We start from the raw sequence: 20,953 nt of genomic DNA on the forward strand, positions 1-20,953 counted from the left end.
CGCAGGCTCATGCTGTTTCTGTTGATCTACCACGTCTTTTCGCCGGTTTTTATGATAGCAGTTGCCGCATCGCCAAAGAGTAAGCAGGAGCCGCTGTGTTTGTCCCGAACAGGCCGACACAGTTGGTTGCCTCTGTCCCCACTCATTGAGATGAGGCTGATAGTTACCATAAAATATGTTGACTACACCTGATAGTCGGAAATGAACTCTTTCAGGCGCAGTACAAGGGTGTTGTTCTTATGACTCGTTCAAACTACGTTCAATCTCGTGAATCCGCAGCAGATTTTGTCCAACCGAAGCCGCGCCACACCGCGAAACGTCTGGGTTACCTGGGACTCGTTCCGCTGGCAGCTCTTTTTGTTTTGACGGCTTTGCTCTGGTTTTTAGGCGGGGGACCATCGTTGGCGATGGCAGCCCCGGCGGCGGCGACTTATTACGCCTGGCCGTCGGGAACCAACGCCAACGCCTGCTCCAGCGCCGATCCTTGCTCTTTGACGCGGGCGATAGAATTGGCGATAGATGGAGATGAGATTCGGGTGGCAAGCGGGTCTTACAGCAGCGCCCCGGGCATACCGGTTATGCTGGTGACCGAATCTATCACGATCACCGGTGGCTATCTTTACAATTCTGGTACAGGCACGTGGAGTTCCACGCCCGACCCACTGAACACGACGATTTTGGATGGGGGTGGCAACGGCCGTGTCGTAGACATCAGCGCCAATATCAACCCGATCATCGAAAACTTCCACATCCAAAATGGTCAGGCCGTGAATGGGGCCGGTATCTACATTGCCGATGGCGCCGGCCGCGCCATCATCCGCCACAACTTCATCCACAACAACACAGCCAGCGGCGGGTTGGGCGGCGGCGGCATTTACGACGGCGGCGCGGCCACCATCGCCTACAACGAGATTTACGACAACCAGGCCAACCCTAGCGGGGCCGGGATTTATATTCACAACAACGGCGCGGCTATCACCTCGACCATTCGATTCAACGACATTTATAACAATACGGCCGCTTCCGTCAACCCTGCATATGGTGGCGGAATCTTCCTATTCGGCAACGCCAAAGCGGAAATGGTGGCTAATAACATTTATCAGAACATGGCCGATATTGGCGGTGGGATGGCCGCGTTTGGCGCGGCCCGTTTCACTATGCACAGCAACATGATTTATGATAATACGGCCGTTGGTCAGGGTTCGGGCACGGCCATCGGTGGGGCTATTTATTCTCTGGGCAATGGGACAATATGGAACAATACCATTGTTGGCAATACGGCTAACGACAATGGAGCCGGTCTGTTTCTGGAGTTAAGCAGCGTAGCCGAAATTCATAACACCATCGTTGCCTTTAACAATGGCAGTAACAATGACGGTGTCCATAACGCGGCGCCCGCTGCGACGACTGGCAGCTACAACAATATTTTTGACGATGCAACCAATGTCGTTTTTACAAATAATGTGGGTGGCCATCCCAGCTTTGTGAACCTGGGGGCGTTTAACTTGCACCTCAGTGGCAGCAGCCCGCTGCTCAACGTCGGCAGCCCGGCCACGCCCGCCTGGGTAAACGTGGACATAGACGGCCAGGCGCGGCCCAATCCCAACCATGGCGCCCCGCCCCGGCATGAAGTGGGCGCGGACGAGTATTACCCCGATTTCCGCCAGGTAAGCCTGAATCCGCCCAGTACGGTGGAATTTGTAGACCGGGGGACAACGGCCGTCTACACCCACACCGTGCGCAACGATGGAACCCTGGCCGATACCTACGACTTTACGTGCAGCAATGACCTGTGGAGCGTTGTCTGCCCCGGTTCGGTGGGCCTGGCTCCCGGTCAGGCGGCCAGCGTGGCTACCAGTGTGGTCATTCCGGCCGATGCGCTGGCTTATGCTGTTGGCCTGACCCAAATTACGGCGACGTCGCAAATTAGCACGGCCGTGTTCGACCGCGCCACCGTCCAGTCCACCGTCCGGCCGCTGCCCGGCCTGCTCTTCACCCCGGTTTTCTCACGCACCGAGCTGCCTGGCACAACCATCACCCTCACCCACATCCTCACCAACACCGGCGACGCCACCGATTCGTTCGCCGTTTCTATTGTTGACGATCCCTTTGGCTGGGCGGAATTGATCCCGCAAGACCCCCTGACGGTTACGCTGGGCGCGGGCGCGCGCCAGCCGGTGCGCGTGCGCATCACCATTCCACCGTATGCCCAGGCCGGCATCGTCAACCTGATCGCAGTTGAAGCCCATTCCACCTTTGATCCAGCCATCTCGGCGACGCTGGTCAATACCATCACCGCTAAAGCGACGGTGGGCACACGCTATGTCTCGCCGACGGGGACCAACCTCAACAACAACTGCACCCAGCCTGTCGCCAACTTTGCTCAGGACAATCCTGGTCCCTGCCAGACCATTAGCTGGGCGGTGGGTCAGGCCTCCTTCAACGACGAAATCCACGTCGCCCCAGGCGCGTACAACGAAGCAGAGATTTTTATCAACGATACCATTCGCCTCAGCGGCGGCTGGACGGCGTTTAACGCCAATGGGCAGGGCGAGGAGCCGGATCCAACCTTGACGGTAATCAGTGCCAGCGGAACGCGCCTGCTGAATATCGCCGCCGGGTCCAACATTCGGCCAACCATAGACACCCTGACGCTGCAAAATGGGGTCAGCGGTGGCTCCGGCGGCGCGGTGTTGGTGGGCAGCCTGGCGCAGCCGACGTTTAACAATGTCATTTTTAATAACAACCAGGCGGCGGCGCAAGGTGGCGCGCTGTACGTTAACAACAATGCGGCCGTCACTGTTCGCCAGAGCGCCTTCACCAACAACACCGCCCAGGCGGATGGCGGTGCGGTGTATGTGGCCGGGGGCACGTTCTCGCTGCTGGAAACCCGGTTTTTCACCAACACGGCCAGCGGCGCGGCCGTCGGCCGCGGCGGTGGCGCGGTGTACGTGAACAGCGGCGTGGCCGCGGTGCAGAACAACCTGTTTGTCAACAACACGGCCGTGCGCGATGGCGGCGCGGTTCGTTTCCAGGGCGGCCAGGTATTTTTTGTCAACAACACCCTGGCGGAAAACAGCGCCGGGAGCAACGGCGGCGGCCTGTACAACAATGGCGCCAGCCTGTCCATCACCAACACCATCCTGGTTAGCAATACGGCGCAAGCTGATGGCGGCGCGCTCTTTGTTAACGCCGGGCAAACCAGCATGGATTACAGCAACGTCTGGCAAAACGGCGGCGCTTCGCAGAGCAATATCCCCATTGGCGTCCACAGCATCGCCGCCAACCCGCTTTTTGCCGATGACGAGTATCGTCTGGCTCTGGGGTCGCCATCCATTGACGTGGGCGACCCGGCCACTGTGTTGTCCATAGACTTTGAAGGCGATTTCCGGCCGTCTGACCAGGGCTACGACCAGGGGTGGGACGAATTGGCCGGCTGCCGCGCCAAACGCGGCAGCGTGATTTATGGCAGCATTCAGGACGCCGTGGACGCCAACAGCCCCAGCACGCTGATTCAGGTTGCGGGCGTGTGCCGCGGCGTCCACACCCTCGAGGTAGACGGGCAGGTGATCAGCCAGACCGTCCACCTGACCCAGACGGTGCGGATTGAGGGTGGCTGGAATGGCGATTTCAGCCAGCGGAATTATGAAGAGCCGACGATTGTGGACCCGGAAGGGCGCGGACGCGGCTTCTATTTCAGCGGCAGCGCCGCGCCGGTGATTGAGGCGTTGACCATTGTGAACGGCAATGCCGCCGGCCTGGGCGGCGGCCCGGCCGCCGCCGACGCCGGTGGCGGCCTGTACAACCTGGACAGCAGCCCCGTCCTCAGCGGCGTGGTGGTTATGAGCGGCACGGCCGAATTGGGCGGCGGCTTTTACAACCACCTGGGCGCGCCGGTCATTCAGTCGCGGGTGCTCACCGGCACGCAGGCCACCAGCGCCAAAGTCGCCCTGAGCGAGATTATGAGCAGCACGGCCGTTGCCGGCGGTGGCCTCTTCAATTTCGGCGGCAGTCTGGTGGTGGATGGCGCGCGCATTCACCACAATGCGGCGCAAGATGGCGGCGGCATCTTCAACGTCACCGGCACGATGACGGTGGCGAATACCATCGTAGACCAAAACGCGGCCTCGATTTGGGGCGGCGGTTTGCACGATGAAGGCAGCGCGACGGCCTATTTGCACCTGACGGTGATCAGCAATACGGCCGTGACCGCCGGTGGTGGTTTCTACAGCTTTCTTGGCGCGCCGGTCATCCGCAGCAGCATTTTCCAGGGCAACCAGGCGCCGGCCGGCGCGGCTATTTTCGCCGATGGCGGTGCGCCCGACGTAGATTACAACTATTACTTCGGGCAAATCGGCCCCAATGTCACCGGGGCGGTCACCGGGACTCATTCCATCGTTTCCACCACGCCGCCGGGGTTGTTAGACCCGGCAAGTGGCAATTTCCACCTGAGCGACGAGGCGACGGCCGTAGACAAAGGCGACCCCGCTTCGCCCATTACCCGTGACTTTGAAGGCGAGATTCGTCCCTCCAACCAGGGGCCGGACATGGGCGCGGATGAGTTGGCCGGATGTTCGGTCAGCGTCAACGGCGTCATTTATGGCAGCATTCAAACGGCCATAGACAATGCCCAAGCGGGCGACACAATTAAAGTGACCGGCATTTGTCGCGGCGTGCAGACCGGCGGCGGTACTGGCAGCAGCGTTTGCGGCAGCGCGCCGGGCACGTTGTTGGTCATCACCAAGACCGTCAATCTGTTGGGCGGCTGGGATGAGGCGTTTAATGCCCAGGTGGGTTACACGGTGTTGGACGCGCAAAACGCCGGCCGGGTGATCTACGTGGGACAGGGTGTGACGCCGACTATCAATGGCTTCGACATCATTCGTGGCAGCGTGAGCGGGGCCAATGGCAACGGCGCCGGCATTTGCGTGGACAGCGCCGCGCCGACCATCAGCCACAACCGCTTTTACAGCAATACGGCGACCAACGGTGGGGCGATCTATGCTTTCGACAGCGGGGCGCTGATTGAGGCGGGCAACCGGCTGTACCACAACACGGCGGCAACCGGCGCGGCCATTTACCTGAGCAGCCCAGATGGAATTACGGCGACGGTGCAGAATAATTTTGTGTATCGCAACACGGCCGTTAACGGTGGCGGGCTTTACAACAACAGCGCCGACAACATCTTGCGCCACAACACCATCATCAGCAATACCGCTTCGGCGACGGGCGCGGCCGTGTATGTGGCCGCCGGCGCGCCGGAGATACGCGGCAACATCATCATGAGCCATACAACGGGCACGGTGGGCGGCGTGTTTGGCGCGCCCGGCGCTGCGCCGGTAATGGGCAACAACAACTTCTTCCAAAACAACGCCGACGTGGGCGGCTCGATTCTGACGCCGGGGCCGGGCACGCTGAACGTCAACCCCGGCTTCAACCTGCTGGTGACCGATTCCTTCACCCTGACCATCCAATCGCCGGTGGCCGACGTGTATCTGCCGGATACGCCGCTGGCGACGGATTACGAGGGAGATATACGGCCGTCGCATCAATTATATGACTTGGGCGCAGACGAGGTGGGTGGCTGTTACGCGGCTATCGCTGGCGCGGAAAGCACGGTATATGGCAGTGTGCAAACGGCCGTAGACGCCGCCGAAGCCGGTGACACCATCCTGATCAATGGCCTGTGCCAGAACGTCCAGGGGCGCGTCATAGATGGCGCGCTGGTGACGCAGACGGTCGCCATTACCAAAGCGCTGACGCTGGACGGCAGTTGGGTTTACAAAGAGCCGATTTCGGCGACGCTGGACGCTTTGAACCGGGGGCGGGTGGTATATGTCGGGCAGACGGCCGTTGTCACCCTTACCAATATCACGCTCATCAACGGCGACAGCACGGCCGCCGGTGATGGCGACCGCGGTGGGGCGCTGTTCAACGCCGGGAATACCATCCTGGTGAACACGCTCATCACCAACAGCATTGGCGCGCTGGGCGGCGGCATCTTCAACGGAGCCAACCTGACCCTGCGCCAATCGCGGGTGCTGACCAACACGGCCGCTTCCGGTGGTGGTTTGTACAATGATGCCGCCGGTGGGCTGGCCCTGGTCCAGAAGAGTCAATTTTTGGGCAACCTGGCGTTTGATGGCGGCGCGGTGTACCAGCAAGATGGCGATCTGTTCTTGGATGGCAATAAGCTGCACAACAACGTGGTCAACGACAACGGCGGCGCTGTCTTCGTCACCGGCGGGACGGGCAACAATGTAGATGTACGCAACAACTTCATTTACTTCAACCTGTCTGGTCGTGGCGGTGGGTTGTATAACGCGGGGACAAACGGCCGTTTCTGGCACAATACCTTCGTCCAGAACGAGGCCACCACGTTGGAAGGCGGCGGTATCTACAACGCTGCCGGCGACGGCGACATCCGCAGCAACATCCTGGACCGCAACCTGGGGACCGGTGTTTCTGTGGCTGCTGGCAGCCCGCGGGTAGAGTATAACAACGCCTACAACAACTTCCCGGACAATTACGCCAATGTTACGCCCGGCGTAGGCAGCATCTCCCAAATCCCCACCTACAAAGATTTCCTCCTGGCTGATTTCCACCTGGACGATGGCTCGGCGGGTGAAGACCAGGGTGATTCGCGCCTGTCTGACCCAGCGCTAAACCCGCTGCACCTGATAGACAGCGACTACGACGGCGACATGCGGCCGACGAACGGCGCGCCAGACATTGGTGCGGACGAAATCAACGCCTGCCTCATCAAGGTGGGCGAGCAATTCTTTAGCGTCTTGCAGGACGCCATTGATTACGCCGAAGCCACCGACCAGTACCAGGTGTTGATTGGGCGCGGCGAATGTCGTGGCGTGCAGACGAAAAATGGTACAGAGCAGGTCGGCTATGTCAGAGAAGATTTGCACTTCATCGGCTCGCTGCCGCGCGAGACGTTTAACCCAGCGTCCGGCGACCGTAAGAATCCCAATATCCTGGTGGTGACCACCATCATCAATGCCATAGACGAAGGCCGGGTGATTTACGTCGCCAACAATGCCTCGCCTATCTTTGAGCAGTTGGCCTTTGTGCGCGGCAATGCCTTCAACACCGACCCGGCCAGCAACAACGGCGGCGGCATTTACAATGCCGGAGCGGGCACGGTGTCTTTTGAAGTGAGCGACATCTCGCAGAATACGGCCGTAAATGGTGGCGGCTATTACGGCGGGGCAGATGGCAAAGCCGATTTCACCGGTATGTCCATTGGCCTGGCTTTCCCATCGCGGGGCGTGCGCATTGAAGATGGCGAACTGTATCTCAACTATGTGCTTTATACTGGCAATGTCGCCACCAGCCAGGGCGCAGGTTTGTACAGCAGCGGCACGTTTGACGTGCGCAACGCCAACTTCCGCAATAACAGCGCCGGGGAGAGCGGCGGTGGGGTGTACAACACGGCCACTGAGTCGCGGCTGGTGAATGCGACGTTTTATCAGAATACGGCCGTCAACAACGGCGGCGGCATCTTCAACAGCGGCGCTTTCTTCCGGCTCTACCACAATACCATCCGCAACAACAACGCGGCCGGTGGTTCTGGCGGTGGCGTCTACAACAGCGGCAGCGGCTTCCTGCTGAGCAACAGCATCGTTTACAGCAACACGGCGGCCAGCAGCCCGGCCGGGGTCCGCTCGTCATCTGGCTCACTGAGCTACAACAACTTCCACGAAAACCAGCCCGGCGATTTTTCGGCCGGGCTGACCAACGAAAACGCGATCATCGGCGACCCCGGCTTGGTGGGCATCCGCAACCTCAGCGTGCATTCGCGCAACATAGACGCCGCCGATCCCGCCTTCCCCACACCGGTGCCGCCCGATGACCTGATCATCAATTATGATTACGCCGTTTTCTTCCGGCCGGATGGTTTTGAGGCAAATATCGCCAACTTGCAGCCGCCGCACGGCCTGCGCAGCGATGTGGGCGTGGACGAATACCTGAAAGATTTCGGCTGCCAGATTGAACCACCTAACGACTCGGCGTCTGTTGCTCCTGGCGGCGTGGTCACTTATACGCTGGAAGTGATTAACGTTGGCAATGAGTCTTACATTGACTTGCTGAACAGCGGCCGCAGCCCGTATCTGTCTAATGGTTACACCGACACCATCACCATCACCCTGAACAGCTCGACGCAGGGCTGGTCGGAGTTGGAAGGTGGCAGTGTGCAAACCGTTGTCCTGGGCTGGGACGATTATGCTCTGGGCGCGGCCACCAGCCGCATTCTGACGGTGACTGTGCCAGCGTCGGCGACGGTGGGGCTGATTGAAGAGAGTGTCATTCGTTGTGAATCTGGCTCTTTGCCGATTGATCGGGCGTCGGACACGACCATCTTGCGCACCAGCACCGGCCCCACCAGCGGCGTGGAAGTATACCCGCCGCCGGACGGCACGGCCGTGCCAGGGCAGGTCCTCACCTTTACGCAGAACGTGCGCAACATCGGCAACGAGACACTCTCTTTTTCCGTAACGCCCAACTCTGGGCCACGCTACGCCAATGCCGCGTTGTTAGACATCAATACCCAGGAAGTTGTCACCAACGTGGTGGTCACATTAGCGCCCACCGAAGTCTTCACGACGCTGCTGCGGGTAACAATCCTGGACACGGCAATGGCCGGCGATACCGCCAGACCTGGCGTGGTCGCCCGCTCAACCGTAGACCCGCTGAACTTTGGCGCATCATCGGGCACGATTCTCATCCTGCCCGGTCCGGGAACCCGCTACGTTGCCGCCGACGGCGCGGCCAACAATACCAACTGCACCGACCCGCTCAGTCCCTGCGCCACCATTCAACACGCCATCGGCCAGGCGGTGGCTGGCGACAGCGTATTGGTGTCTGTGGGTACGTATACCGACCACACCACCCGCACCATTGGTCTGGAACCGCTGGTACAAAACGTCTTCATAGACAAATCCATCGCCATCGTTGGCGGCTTTAACGTAGCCGACCAGTACAGCATGACAACCCAGTTCCCTATCACCAATGCGGTTATTCTGAATGGCCAAAACGCCCGGCGGGTGATCTATGTGACCGAAGGCGTGACGGCGACGATCTCTAACCTGTTCATCCAAAACGGCCAGGCGGCTCCTGGCAGCGGCGTCAACGGCGATACCCGCGACTTTGGCGGCGGTGTCTACAACGCCGGAGCCAATCTGACCATCACCGGGACCTGGGTGTTGACCAACGGGGCGCGTTTTGGCGGCGGTTTGTACCACGCCGATGGCGACCTGACGGTGAACAATTCGGTCTTTGCCGCCAATACTAACTCCAATCCATCGGATGCTGGCGGCGAGGGTGGTGGGATGTATGTGGTGACGGGCACGGCCGTGCTGGAAAACAACACTTTCGTCAACAACCGGGCCAATCCTGGCGACAGCGGTTTCTTTGTCGGTGGTGGGGCCATCTATCTGGACGGTGGTCAGGCGACGGTGGTCAACCACATCTTCCAGGGCAACGCGGCCTCCGTTGGCGATGCCATCTACATCTCCAATACGGCGTCACTGGCGAATGATTACAATCTTTTCTTCGACCAGACAACCGAACCAATTGGCGGTAATGGGGCGTTGGGCGCGCATGACCGCACCGGCGACCCGGTGTTTGTGGATGGCTATTACCATATCGGCTTCGCCTCCGCCGCCAAAGACCAGGGCACATCTGATCCGGCGTTGGTTTCAACGGCCGTTCTCGATGGCCTGGACTTCGACCTGGAAGATCGCATCCAGGGGGCGCAAATAGACATCGGCGCCGACGAACGCACGCAGAAACCGGGCTTTGTCTTCCTGCCCACGCCGCTAGCGGCGACGATTGACGCTGGGGAAGTTTTCACTTATTTCCACACCATCACCAACACCGGCGACTTCACCGACACGTATACCCTGGCGCTGACCAATACCCTCATTCCGCCGACCGCGCTGGGTTGGTCGGCCAGCTTCTCACCGGCGACCATCACCGACCTGCCGGTTGGCGCGTCGGTTGGCGTCAGCCTGGTGATTACCGGCGGTGAGCCGGGGTCTACGGCAGTCAGCACCCTCACGGCCGTCTCTGATTCTGGCCTGGTGCGCAGCGTGCAAGACACCACCACCGTCAGCCAGACGGCCGGGGTAGACATCGAAGCGTCGCTGACCGGCAGCGGCTTGCCCGGCGAGACGGTGATCTACACCCACACCCTGCAAAACACCGGCAACGGCCTGGATGAGTTTGCACTGACGTATACGGCCGTGCCTACCAACTGGCTCGTCAGCCTGACACCAGACCAGACCGGCTTCCTGACCCCCGGCGGCATCATGACCTTCTCCGTCAGCGTGCAAATCCCGGCCGGAACCATCAGCGGTACGCAGCATCAGGTGGTGGTAACAGCGGCGGCGACCAATCCAGACGCCAGCGACACCTTAACCAATACCACCACCGTCGGCCTGCAAGCTAACGCCCTGACACTGACGCCGGACAATGAACGCACGGTGTTAGATGGCGTGACTGTGCCCTACACCCATACGCTGGTCAACGACAGCAATACCACCGAAATTGTGGACCTGAGCGTCGGCAGTTCGCGGCCCGATTGGTCGGTCAGCGTCTTGCCCGGTTCGGTGACGCTGGCCCCATATGGGCAAACGATGGTGGACGTTCTGGTTACTGTGCCGGTGGGCGCGGGCGGTCTGGTGCAAACGGCCGTTGTCACCGCCACCGGTCGCGCCACCGGGCTGCAAGACACGGCCGTCAATACCACCACCGTCACCGCCAATACCGGCATCTCGCTGGAGCCAGACCTGGCGCAAACGGCGGATCGCGGCGCGTTGGTGACCTATGAACACCGCTTGACCAACCTGGGCAACCTGACAGACACCATCAGCCTGACGGCCGTCAGCCAGCAGGGTTGGCTAAACAGCCTGACGGCGGGTCCGTTTACGCTGGGCGCAGGCGAAGGGGTGACGGTGACGGCCGTTATCAGCATCCCCACCGACGCCCTGCCGGGCACGATGGACACGTTGGTCATCACGGCCACTTCCGGCATTGACGCCAATGTGTTTGACACGGCCGTAGACACCACTCGCGTGGCGCAAAACCACAGCCTGGCCTTCTTCCCCGACCGCAGCAGCACGGTGGATCCAGGCACGACGGCCGTTTACACCCACACCCTGCACAACACCGGCGATGGCGTAGATACCTTCATCCTCTTGCCACAAAGCAGCCAGCCGTGGGCGCTAGACATCACGCCGTTCACAGTGACGCTGGCGGCCGATGAACAAACGACGGTAGCCGTGACCCTGACCGTGCCGGTCGGGGCTTCTGGCCTGAGCAATGTCACCATCATCACGGCCTCGTCTACCATCAGCAATGTGCATCAGGCGGCCGTGACTGAGACCACCAACGTCAACGGCGCTGTCATTGAGCTGGGCGTAGACATCGAGCCAGACCGGCAGGGCATGGGTGTTCCCGGCGAGACGGTGCAGTACCAACACACCGTCACCAATACTGGGACCGGTCCAGACGATTATTCGCTAACGGTGACGTCCAGCGAAAATTGGGTGGTCAGCGTGACGCCGAACCAACTGCGGCTGGGCGCCGGCGAAAGCGCCCCGGTGATGGTCTCTGTGACCATCTCCACCACCGCCGCTGGTGGCGCGGTGGACACGACCCAGGTCTACGTCACCTCGGACACCGATCCGACGGTGTTTGACGTGGTGACCAACACCACGCGCACGCCGCAAACCCACAGCTTTACCTTTGTACCAGACCGCACGTCTACGGTGGACGCGGGGGCGACGGCCGTCTACACCCACACGCTGACGAACAATGGCGATGGTGGGGAGCAGTTCGCCATCACCTGGAGCAGCAGCCAACCGGGTTGGCCGCTGACGGTTGCGCCGTCGGCCGTGTTCCTGGTTCCCGGCGCGCAGCGGACGGTGACGATGACTCTGCTCGTGCCGCCCGGCGCGTCTGGCCTGGTGGACGTGACCACCATCACGGCCACGTCTACCATCAGCCCGGCCTTCACGGCGGCGGTGGTGAACACGACAACTGTCACGGGCGAACAGGCCAACCTGGGTGTGACTATCGAAGCCGACAGCGCCGCCACGGGCGCGCCGGGGGCGACGGTGCAGTACATCCACACGGTGACCAATATCGGCGAGGTGGCCGATAGTTATGCGTTAACGGCCGTTTCTGCCAGTGGGTGGACGGCCGTCGCCAACCCGCCCCAGATCACCCTGGCCGCCGGCGACAGCGGCCAGGTGACGGTCTCCGTGACCATCGCTCCGGCGGCGGCTGCCGGGCAGGTGGACCTGACCACGGTGACGGCGCGCTCGACGACCAATTCGGACATTGCCGACAGCGTGGTGGATACGACAACGGTAGAAGGGGCGCCGCCGGTAACGGCCGTAACCATCGTGCCCAACCATGTCGGCTATGGCGGGCCGGGCGCGAGTTTTGCTTACGTCCACACCGTCAGCAACAACGGCGACAGCGCCGACAGCTACAGCCTGTCGTTGGCGTCCAGCCAGAGTTGGGGCCAGGCAGTCTCCCCGGCCACGTTGGCTCTGGCCGCCGGCGCCAGCGGCCAGGTGACGGTGACGGTGAGCATTTCGGCCGGAGCGGTGCCTGGAGCCAGAGATGTAACCCTGGTGACGGTTCAGTCGCAATCTGACGTCAGCGCTTCGGCGACGGCGACGGATACCACCAGCTACCCGGCCATTTACCTGCCGGTTATCTTCAAATCGCCGGCCGTCACACCGCCGCCGCCACCGACCTTCACGCCGACCCCGTCGCCCACGCCCCGGGTGTGCGGCGACCCCACCGGCGTTGACCTGGTGGTGACGGGCATTCAGGTTGTGCCGGGCACGCCGGGCAGCGGTCAGGCGGCGACGGTGTACGTGACCATTCGCAACCAGGGCACAGTGGGCGTGGCCTATGGTAACAACTTCTTCCTGGACTTCTACGTCGACCGCCAGCCGGCGCCCAACCAACGAGGCGAGATTGAATGGGGCGTGCAGGGCATTCTGATGAGCGCCGGGCACAGCGAGACGTTCAGCGCGCCGTTCACCTTCAGCGGCGGGACGCATCAGTTGTGGGCGCAGGTGGATTCGGACGATACGGTGAATGAGTGTCCGTTCGAGACCAATAACCGGCTGGGGCCGGTTCCGTTAATGGTGACAGGGGCCAGCGGCGGCGAGCAGCCGCAGGTGGAACCGCCAGTAAGCGATGAACCCCGCTACACGCCAACGCCCGCGCCCATCATGACGCCACCGGCAACACCAACGCCCGCGGCGACGCCGGAGAGGTAAAGTGTTTTGCTGAAAGCTTTGATGGTTGGTTCGTTTGCTGTCAAACGAACCAACCCAATTAAAAAAGAGGCCGGTGGATGTTCATCCACCGGCCTCTTTTTGTTGGTCTCTGGAGCCGCTAGGGCTTGTAGATGGCGGGCAGATAAAGATAGAAGCGCGGCGTGTCGCTGACGATGACGGTGGTTGTGTCGCTGGCGGTGAGCAGAACGGCCGTTTCCACCACATTGCTCGTCCCCGGGCCGAACGGGTCCTCCGGGGCGGCGGCGCTGGCGACGTTTTGAATGGCCGTCTGCGCGCTGACGGTGGCAGTTGTTACCGTCGTGGTTGTGACCACCACGTTGGCGCAGATGTAACTCTGGCTGCTGTTGGGGAGCAGGGTCAGGGGCAGACCCAGCGCCGGGACGCAGCTTACCATCGGCGCATCGTCCACGATGACGTTGCTGAGGGTGAGGGACGGATGCGGATTGGAGAGGGTGAGGGTGTAGGTAACGGCCGTTCCCGGCGTTACGGCCGTCTGATCTACCGCTTTGTCCACCACCACAGCCAGGGCCGGGTCAACGGTTGTGGCGCAGGTATAGACCGCCTGACTGGAGGCATCTATCGTCGTTGTCGCGGCCAGATTGCCCGGCACGCCATTACAGACCGGGTTGACCAGACCGGCGGCAAACGTGTCGGTGATGGTGGCTGTGGCGGCGGCCGCGCCGCTGTTGGTCACCGTGATGGTATATGTCAGAGGCGCGCCTGGCGCAAGGTCCGCTGCCGGCTGCGCCGCCTTGCCTATGCTCAACGCGGCAGTCGCCGCGCCTTGTTCGATGGTGAAATTGGTGTTGGAGATGTCGAAGAAGATGTTGGTGGCGCAGGCCACGCGCACACGCGCGGTCGTCGTCAGGTTTTGGGGGACGAGGATGGCCTGGGAGCCATCGTTGGCGACGCCGGCAGCCAGGGAAACCGGATAGGTATAGCCGCCATCGGTAGACAGGGCGATGTCTACGGCGCTGCAACTGACCGGGGCCAGGTTGGTATTGGCGACGTTCCAGGTGACGGTCTGGATGGAGTTGCTGGGCCAGGTAACGGCCGTATTGGGCAATGTTACCTGGAATGGCCCGGCGGCCGTCGTGGAATTGAAGGCAATGGTGTCGTAGGCCACACCACCGGCGCTGGGGGAAACGTGGTTGTCGCGCACTGTCAGGCGGAAGGTTAACGGCCGTGTCGTGGCGGGCAATATTTCGCCGATGGTTTGCGTGTTGTTGACGATGTCCGCTATTTTGGGGAAGGTGCGGGCTGGGGTGGTAACGGCCGTAAATGAACGAAACAGCGGCGCATTGCCAACCGGGTTGTTCGGATGCCCGGCCGGTCCCAGGTCGAACTGTTCCCAAGTGTAGGTTAGCGGATCGTTATCGGGATCGGTTGCCGAACCGACCAGGGTGAACGGCGTATTGATGGGGATAAAAAAGCCACCGGCGCCCGCTTCCACAACCGGCGCCGAGTTGCCCGTGTTGGTGATGGCGGCGCAGCTGTTGCCCCCGCCCAATGTGGTGTGGGCGATGATTTCATCAAAGCTGATGGTGTGGAAGTAATCATCGCTGTTCGGTTGCAGGTTTTGCGGCGCGCAAATCCCGGCGTAAGCCATAATCGTGGACCCACTGCCCGGTTCATAGGCCGTGGGGCCATTCCGATTGCCGCCAGAACAGGCGCCGGTGCTGCCATTGAAGGTATGGTTGCCGCCGAATTGATGCCCCATTTCGTGGGCCACGTAGTCTACGTAAAAGGGATCGCCTATTGGCGATGGCAGGCCGGTGACGCCGCGCGCTTTGAAGTTGGCATTGCAGATGATGGCCAGATAGGCCACGCCGCCGCCGCCGGTGCTGAAGACGTGCCCCACATCGTAATTGGCCGAGCCAATCACGGCGTCTATGTTGGCCTGATTCTCAGCTAACATGGCAAAGCCATCGTTGTTGGTATAGGGATCTGTCAGGCCGTTGGTGTAGACAACCAGGTTATTATTGGCAACCACAACCATACGCACGGCGACTTCGCGCTCATAAATGGCGTTGACGCGGTTCATGGCGGTGACGATGGCCGCCATGCCCAGAGGAACCGTGCCGCCGTGAAACTGGGTATATTCGCCGGTGGCGGCAACGACGGTGCGATAGGTGCGCAGTTGGGGACCGCTGGCCGCCAGACCGAGGGCGCGTAATGCGGCCACGTCGGCTTCAATCTGGGCCGGATCGCCCAAAGGCCCCAATTCGGTCCCTTCTTCCAAGCTGCTGATGAAGTCGCGTTTGAAGTAGCTGATGTAGTGGGTTGTATCGCCGCGGCTGTAGGGGTCTATGTAGAACGTGCCGGACACAGACATGACGAGGGCGTGAAAGCCGGTGGGCGTCCAGTCTAAACGGCCGTAAGCGGTCACGTCGTCTAGCCCGCGCACGGCATACGTGGTGATTTCCGGGAATTTGGCCGCCAATTCCGGGGCCATAATGGGGGCTTTTACGACCAGGAAACGCTGGAAGGTTCCATCTGGCAGGGGGAGGGTGATTTCCTGCGGATTGGTCTGAGCTGCCGGGGTGTTTTCCAGGGGAGCCTGGGCCAAAATGGCCGGCAGCGCGAGCGTGTTGGCGGCGAGGGTACGATACTGCTGCGGGATGATGGTGCGCTGTTGTCCGGCGTCTAGCGACGTTTCAGCCACATCGCGCCAGAGGGGCGCGCCATCACCGATGGGCTGGCCGGCTGTTGCGTTTTGGGTGAAAAAGGCGATGGTGAGCAGGAGTAAACAGAGTAGGCTGGCAAATAAGGCAATTCGGAGAGGGTTTCTGACGTTGTTGAGGTTGTTGGGCATTTGGTACTTCCTTTTTTGGGTTAATGGCGTGAGGAGAAACGGCCGTTTCCCCTCCGCACGGAACTATAACACAAAACGGCCGCGAACGGCCGTTTGTCAACGTATACAGATTACCTGGAGGCGCGGTTTGCGGTCAGGCGCGGTGTTGTCGCCAGTGGATGGCAAGACCTAGCAAAATCAGCCCCAGCCCAAGGGCGGCCAGCCAGAAAGAGGCCATGTTGCCCGCTGCGCCGGAATCGGGCAGAAGGGTGGTGGCGGCGGTTGAAGGCAGGATGAGGGGGAGGGGAACGGCGACGGCCGTGCCCTTTTGCAGGCAGAAATTGACGTCGGCGGCCAGCGGGGTGTTGGCGTAGATGGGGGCGTACAGCGGGTTCTGCGAGGTGACCACCCAGCCAGCGGGCGGCTGCGCGGTGACGCGCCAATAGCTTTCGCCGGCGCCGGCCAATTCATAGGCGCCATTGTCGGCGGTTGTCTGGGTGAGGACCACCTTTTCATCGCTGTTGACAAATTGGATGGTGATATTGGCGACGGCCGTTTCGCCGGCCACGCCGGTCCCCACGCATTTGCCATCGCCATTCATGTCGGTATAGACAAAGCCGCGGATGGAGCCGTGAAAGGCGGGGTTGGTGTTGACGGCCGGCGGGATGTTGGTGGGGGTGGGGCGGGGGGTATTGGTGGGGGTGGGCTGCTCTTGAGCCTGGGCCACCGGGAAGGTCATGCTGGCTAACAATAGCAAAGCCAGACCAAGTATCAAGCTGATTTTTGATTGACGAGACATGCTGCACCTCCTGGGTTGTTCAATTGACCCTGATATTATACTCGTTTTTACCGGTTTGGATATGGGTTAAAAGTACGTTATGTGAAATGGTTATGTGAAACGGGAAGAGGGTGAACGGCCGTTTGCCAGCGTGGTATAATTCGGCCATCTGCAATGGTGGTGAAACATGGACCTATTCGCGCAAAGTCGTAAAGCCCAAATCGAAAAAGAATCGCCGCTGGCGAACCGGATGCGGCCGCGCAGCCTGGACGAATACGCCGGGCAGGAACACATCATCGGGCACGGCCGTTTGCTGCGCCGCGCCATCCAGGCCGACCAACTCTCGTCGCTCATCTTTTATGGCCCGCCGGGGACCGGCAAGACCACCCTGGCCCGCGTTATCTCCAACAGCACCCAAAGCCACTTCATCACCATCAACGCCGTCCTGGCCGGCGTGAAGGAAATCCGCGAGGCCATCGCCGACGCCAAAGAGCGGCGCGATTTATATGGCCAGCGCACCACGCTTTTTGTGGACGAAGTGCATCGCTGGAACAAAGCGCAGCAAGACGCCTTGCTGCCGCACGTTGAAAACGGAACCCTTATTCTGATTGGAGCGACGACGGAAAATCCGTATTTTGAAGTGAACAAGGCGCTGGTCAGCCGCAGCCGCATCTTCCAACTCAAGCCCCTCACCCAGGAAGATTTGCGCCAGATTGCCTACCAGGCCATCCGCGACCCGGAACGTGGGTATGGCAAACTGGCCGTCAACCTGCACCCGGAGGCATTGGACCACCTGGTAGACATTGCCAACGGCGACGCGCGCGGCGTGCTGAACGCCCTGGAACTGGCGGTGGAGACGACGCCGCCGGACGCGCAGGGCGTCATCGTGGTGGATCTGGCCGTGGCCGAAGAATCCATCCAACGCCGCGCCGTGTTGTACGACAAGGAAGGCGATGTCCATTACGACACCATCTCCGCCTTTATTAAAAGCCTGCGCGGCTCCGACCCGGACGCGGCGATGTATTGGATGGCGAAGATGGTGTACGCCGGCGAAGATCCGCGCTTCATCTTTCGGCGGATGGCGATTCTGGCCGGTGAAGATGTGGGGTTGGCCGATCCGCAGGCGATGGCGGTGGTGGTGAGCTGCTGGGAGGCGTTTGAACGCATCGGGCTGCCGGAAGGGCGCTTCCACCTGGCGCAGGCGGCGTTGTACCTGGCGACGTGTCCGAAATCGAACAGCGCTTTTGCCTTTTTCGACGCGCTGGCGGCGGTGGAGAAGGAGCAAGAAGCCGACGTGCCCAATCACCTGAAGGATGGCAATCGGGACAAGGAGGGTTTTGGGCACGGGCAGGGTTATCTCTATCCGCACGCCTACAAAGATCATTGGGTGGCGCAGCAATATTTGCCGGAGGCGCTGCAAGGCAAGCTGTTTTACGAGCCCAGCGACCAGGGCTACGAACGGCGCATTCGGGAAGAGGTGGCGCGCAAACGGGGAAGCGCAGTTGGCGGCGATGGTGGAAAGCGGCGACTGGGGATTGGGGATTGGCGGCCTGGGCAGCGGGGAAATTTATACGACGAGTCCGGCGAATAAGGCGCGAGAAGCGTGGCTGCAGCGAACGATTTCGCAGGCGGGGGGCAATCTGGCGGCGCAGCGGGATAAGCTGTTTGCGTTGGCGGGGGTGCAGCGGCATCATCGGTTGTTGGACGTGAACGCGGGCAGCGGGCTGCTGACATGGGAGGCGGTGCGGCGCGCGCCGGAAGGTGGGGTGTGGGCGCTAACGCCGGACCAGCAGGCAGGCCAGGCTTTGCGGCAGATGGGGGAGCGGTTGCCGGCGGTGGAACGGCCGTTCATCCTCATTGGCGCTTTGGAAGAACTTGACTATTTGCTTGAACTGCGCGGCGAAGCGGACCTGCGCTTCGACCGCATTCTGGCGCGCAACCTCTTCACCCAATCCGCAATCCGCAATCCGCAATCTGAAATCCGAAATCTGGCGCACTGGTTGGCGGAGGATGGGTTGATTTGCCTGGTGCAGACGATTCCGCGCCATACGCAGCGGTTGTACGAGCTGGTGGATTGGACTGGGCAGGAGGAACTGCGGGCAAAGGTGGTCGCTGCAGAAGAGGCGATTTATCATGACCCGGCCGATCCATTGGTGAATTGGGGGGAGGCGGAGTTGGAAACGGCCGTGCGCGTGGCTGGTCTGGACGCACGGTTAGTCGTGGAGCGGCAGACAGAACAGCGACAAATTACCCAGAGTCAACTGGCGCGTTGGTTTGGCGTGGATGGCGGCCGGCCGAGTTATGGCGAGCGGCTGGCGGCGGAGGGTTTGTCGGGAGTGGAAGTGGAGCAGGTGGCGGGTTTGTATCGGCGGGGGTTGGAGGGGAAGGTGGTGGGGTGGGGAACGGCCGTGTGTTTTGTGTTGGCCGGCAACAAACATACTAATTCTGTTTGTTAATCAGATCGTTTCTATAACCACCATTTGCCAGAAATGGTATCCTAAACGTTGGGAGGCCAAATTGGCAAATTAATGAATTGTCCATTGTTGACAGAACAGCCTCAGAGCCATTATAGTTTGAGTACTTACTCGTCCACCAAAAATCAAAACGCTATAAAACTCGCGGAATTGCCACCATGATATTTTCGAGACGAGCGGCTCTTTCAAACACAAGGGAGATCACACACTTGTAATGTACCCAACCACCATTCGTAGTCAGTTTATAAACTATTATCAAGGTATGGGTTTTGAGCTTTTGCCCAGAGCTTCTATGTTGCACAACACAATTCCCATGTCTTTTGTCATGAGCGCCGGGTTGGTTCAAGTAGAATCTTCTTTAGCCCAGATCAGTCGAGACCCTACAAATAAATATGTTCTCATACAAAAGTGTTTTCGCCATTTTGATTTAGATCGGGTTGGACAAGACGATCTTCACTTGAGTCTTTTTGAAATGCCGGGCGCTTTTGTATTTGAAAAAAACGCTAAAGAAAAAGCAATTATTGCTATGTGGCAGTTAGCCACGAGCGTGCTGGGAATTAATCCTTCTAAAATTTGGGTGACCTATTTTGAGGGGGACCAAGTTTCCGGCGAGGTTCAAGAAAAGGACACATTAACATATCAAACATGGTTAAACTTGGGATTAAACCAGGAGCGTATTGTTGGGCGAGATGCAGATCATAATTACTGGTTACAGAGTGATAGCTTAAGAACTGACGTTTCTGAATTACGCAAAGCAGGCCCTAACACGGAGATGTTCTTTGACCGAGATCGGGCGTTAGCCTGTGGTCATACCTGCCAACCGGGGTGTCGCTGTGGGCGATTTATTGAATTTGCCAATACCTTGTTTATTTCATACCAATTACGACCGCAGCACAATCGCTTTGAACCCTTAGCCATCCCTTTTGTTGAGACTGTGATTGGAACAGAACGGGTTGCAATGATTACCCAGGGAGTATCTTCCGTTTTCGAGACAACCGATTTTGTCCCGATTATCAACTTAATCCAAGGGTATGTTACCAATAAAGATATTTCTCAAGATTTATATACTTCCAGCATACGCATAATAGCGGATCATCTTCGGGCATTATGTGTACTGGTTGCTGATGGTGCGCCACCGCCGGGGAAGAACGGCCGTGAACGCATCATCAAACTCCTTATTCGCCAGCTAATCACCCGGCGGATCATTTTGGGCATTGAAACCGATACGTTTTTACCTGATGCTTTACATGTGGCTGCCTCGACTTTTTCTCCAGAAGAAATGCCCACCGGGACTATTCCCAGAGTCACGGCTTACTTTGCCTATGAGTCATCTCGATTCGAGCAGACTATTGCCCAGGGCTTTCGCAAACTGAAAAAGCTGCTCACCTGTAATCACGGCAGATCCCTAAACGGTAGAGAAATCGTGACATTGGAAAAACAATGGGGCTTACCAATATTACTTATTGAAAACCAGTTAAATCAACATGGCTTGGTGTTCGCCAGGCAAGATTATTTATGTGAATTAAGCACATGGAACACAACAGCCAAAACGTCTCATTGACAAAGGGGT

Annotated in this window: 4 protein-coding genes and 1 pseudogene; 3 read left to right on the plus strand and 2 right to left on the minus strand. The window is 59.8% G+C overall.

Translation table 11 applies throughout. The features are described from left to right. The first annotated feature begins 239 nt into the window (after window positions 1–239). Window positions 240–13,316: a right-handed parallel beta-helix repeat-containing protein gene (locus tag IPM39_19000; protein MBK8988126.1), complete on the plus strand. Its 13,077-nt coding sequence runs from the start codon at window positions 240–242 to the stop codon at window positions 13,314–13,316. Window positions 13,317–13,434: 118 nt separating this feature from the next. Here the strand turns inward: IPM39_19000 and IPM39_19005 are convergent, their stop codons facing one another. Both IPM39_19005 and IPM39_19010 read right to left on the minus strand, forming a co-directional pair. After that, a complete protein-coding gene (locus IPM39_19005; GenBank protein MBK8988127.1) occupies window positions 13,435–16,152 on the minus strand; it encodes a DUF11 domain-containing protein in 2,718 nt (905 codons plus the stop codon). 133 nt (window positions 16,153–16,285) lie between these two features. Then, a complete protein-coding gene (locus IPM39_19010) occupies window positions 16,286–16,930 on the minus strand; it encodes a hypothetical protein (GenBank protein ID MBK8988128.1) in 645 nt (214 codons plus the stop codon). Window positions 16,931–17,096: 166 nt separating this feature from the next. Here IPM39_19010 and IPM39_19015 point away from each other — a divergent pair. Beyond that, window positions 17,097–19,365: pseudogene (locus IPM39_19015) on the plus strand (AAA family ATPase). A gap of 232 nt (window positions 19,366–19,597) precedes the next feature. Next, window positions 19,598–20,944, plus strand: a complete 1,347-nt coding sequence (locus IPM39_19020; GenBank protein ID MBK8988129.1) for a hypothetical protein — start codon at window positions 19,598–19,600, stop codon at window positions 20,942–20,944. The last annotated feature ends 9 nt before the right edge of the window (window positions 20,945–20,953 follow it).

The sequence above is a fragment of the Candidatus Leptovillus gracilis genome (assembly GCA_016716065.1).
Lineage (GTDB): Bacteria > Chloroflexota > Anaerolineae > Promineifilales > Promineifilaceae > Leptovillus > Leptovillus gracilis.

Coding starts and splice junctions, on each gene's coding strand:
- IPM39_19010 (MBK8988128.1), bottom strand. CDS start 16,930: ATGTCTCGTCAATCAAAAATCAGCTTGATACTTGGTCTGGCTTTGCTA.
- IPM39_19005 (MBK8988127.1), bottom strand. CDS start 16,152: ATGCCCAACAACCTCAACAACGTCAGAAACCCTCTCCGAATTGCCTTA.
- IPM39_19020 (MBK8988129.1), top strand. CDS start 19,598: ATGTACCCAACCACCATTCGTAGTCAGTTTATAAACTATTATCAAGGT.
- IPM39_19000 (MBK8988126.1), top strand. CDS start 240: ATGACTCGTTCAAACTACGTTCAATCTCGTGAATCCGCAGCAGATTTT.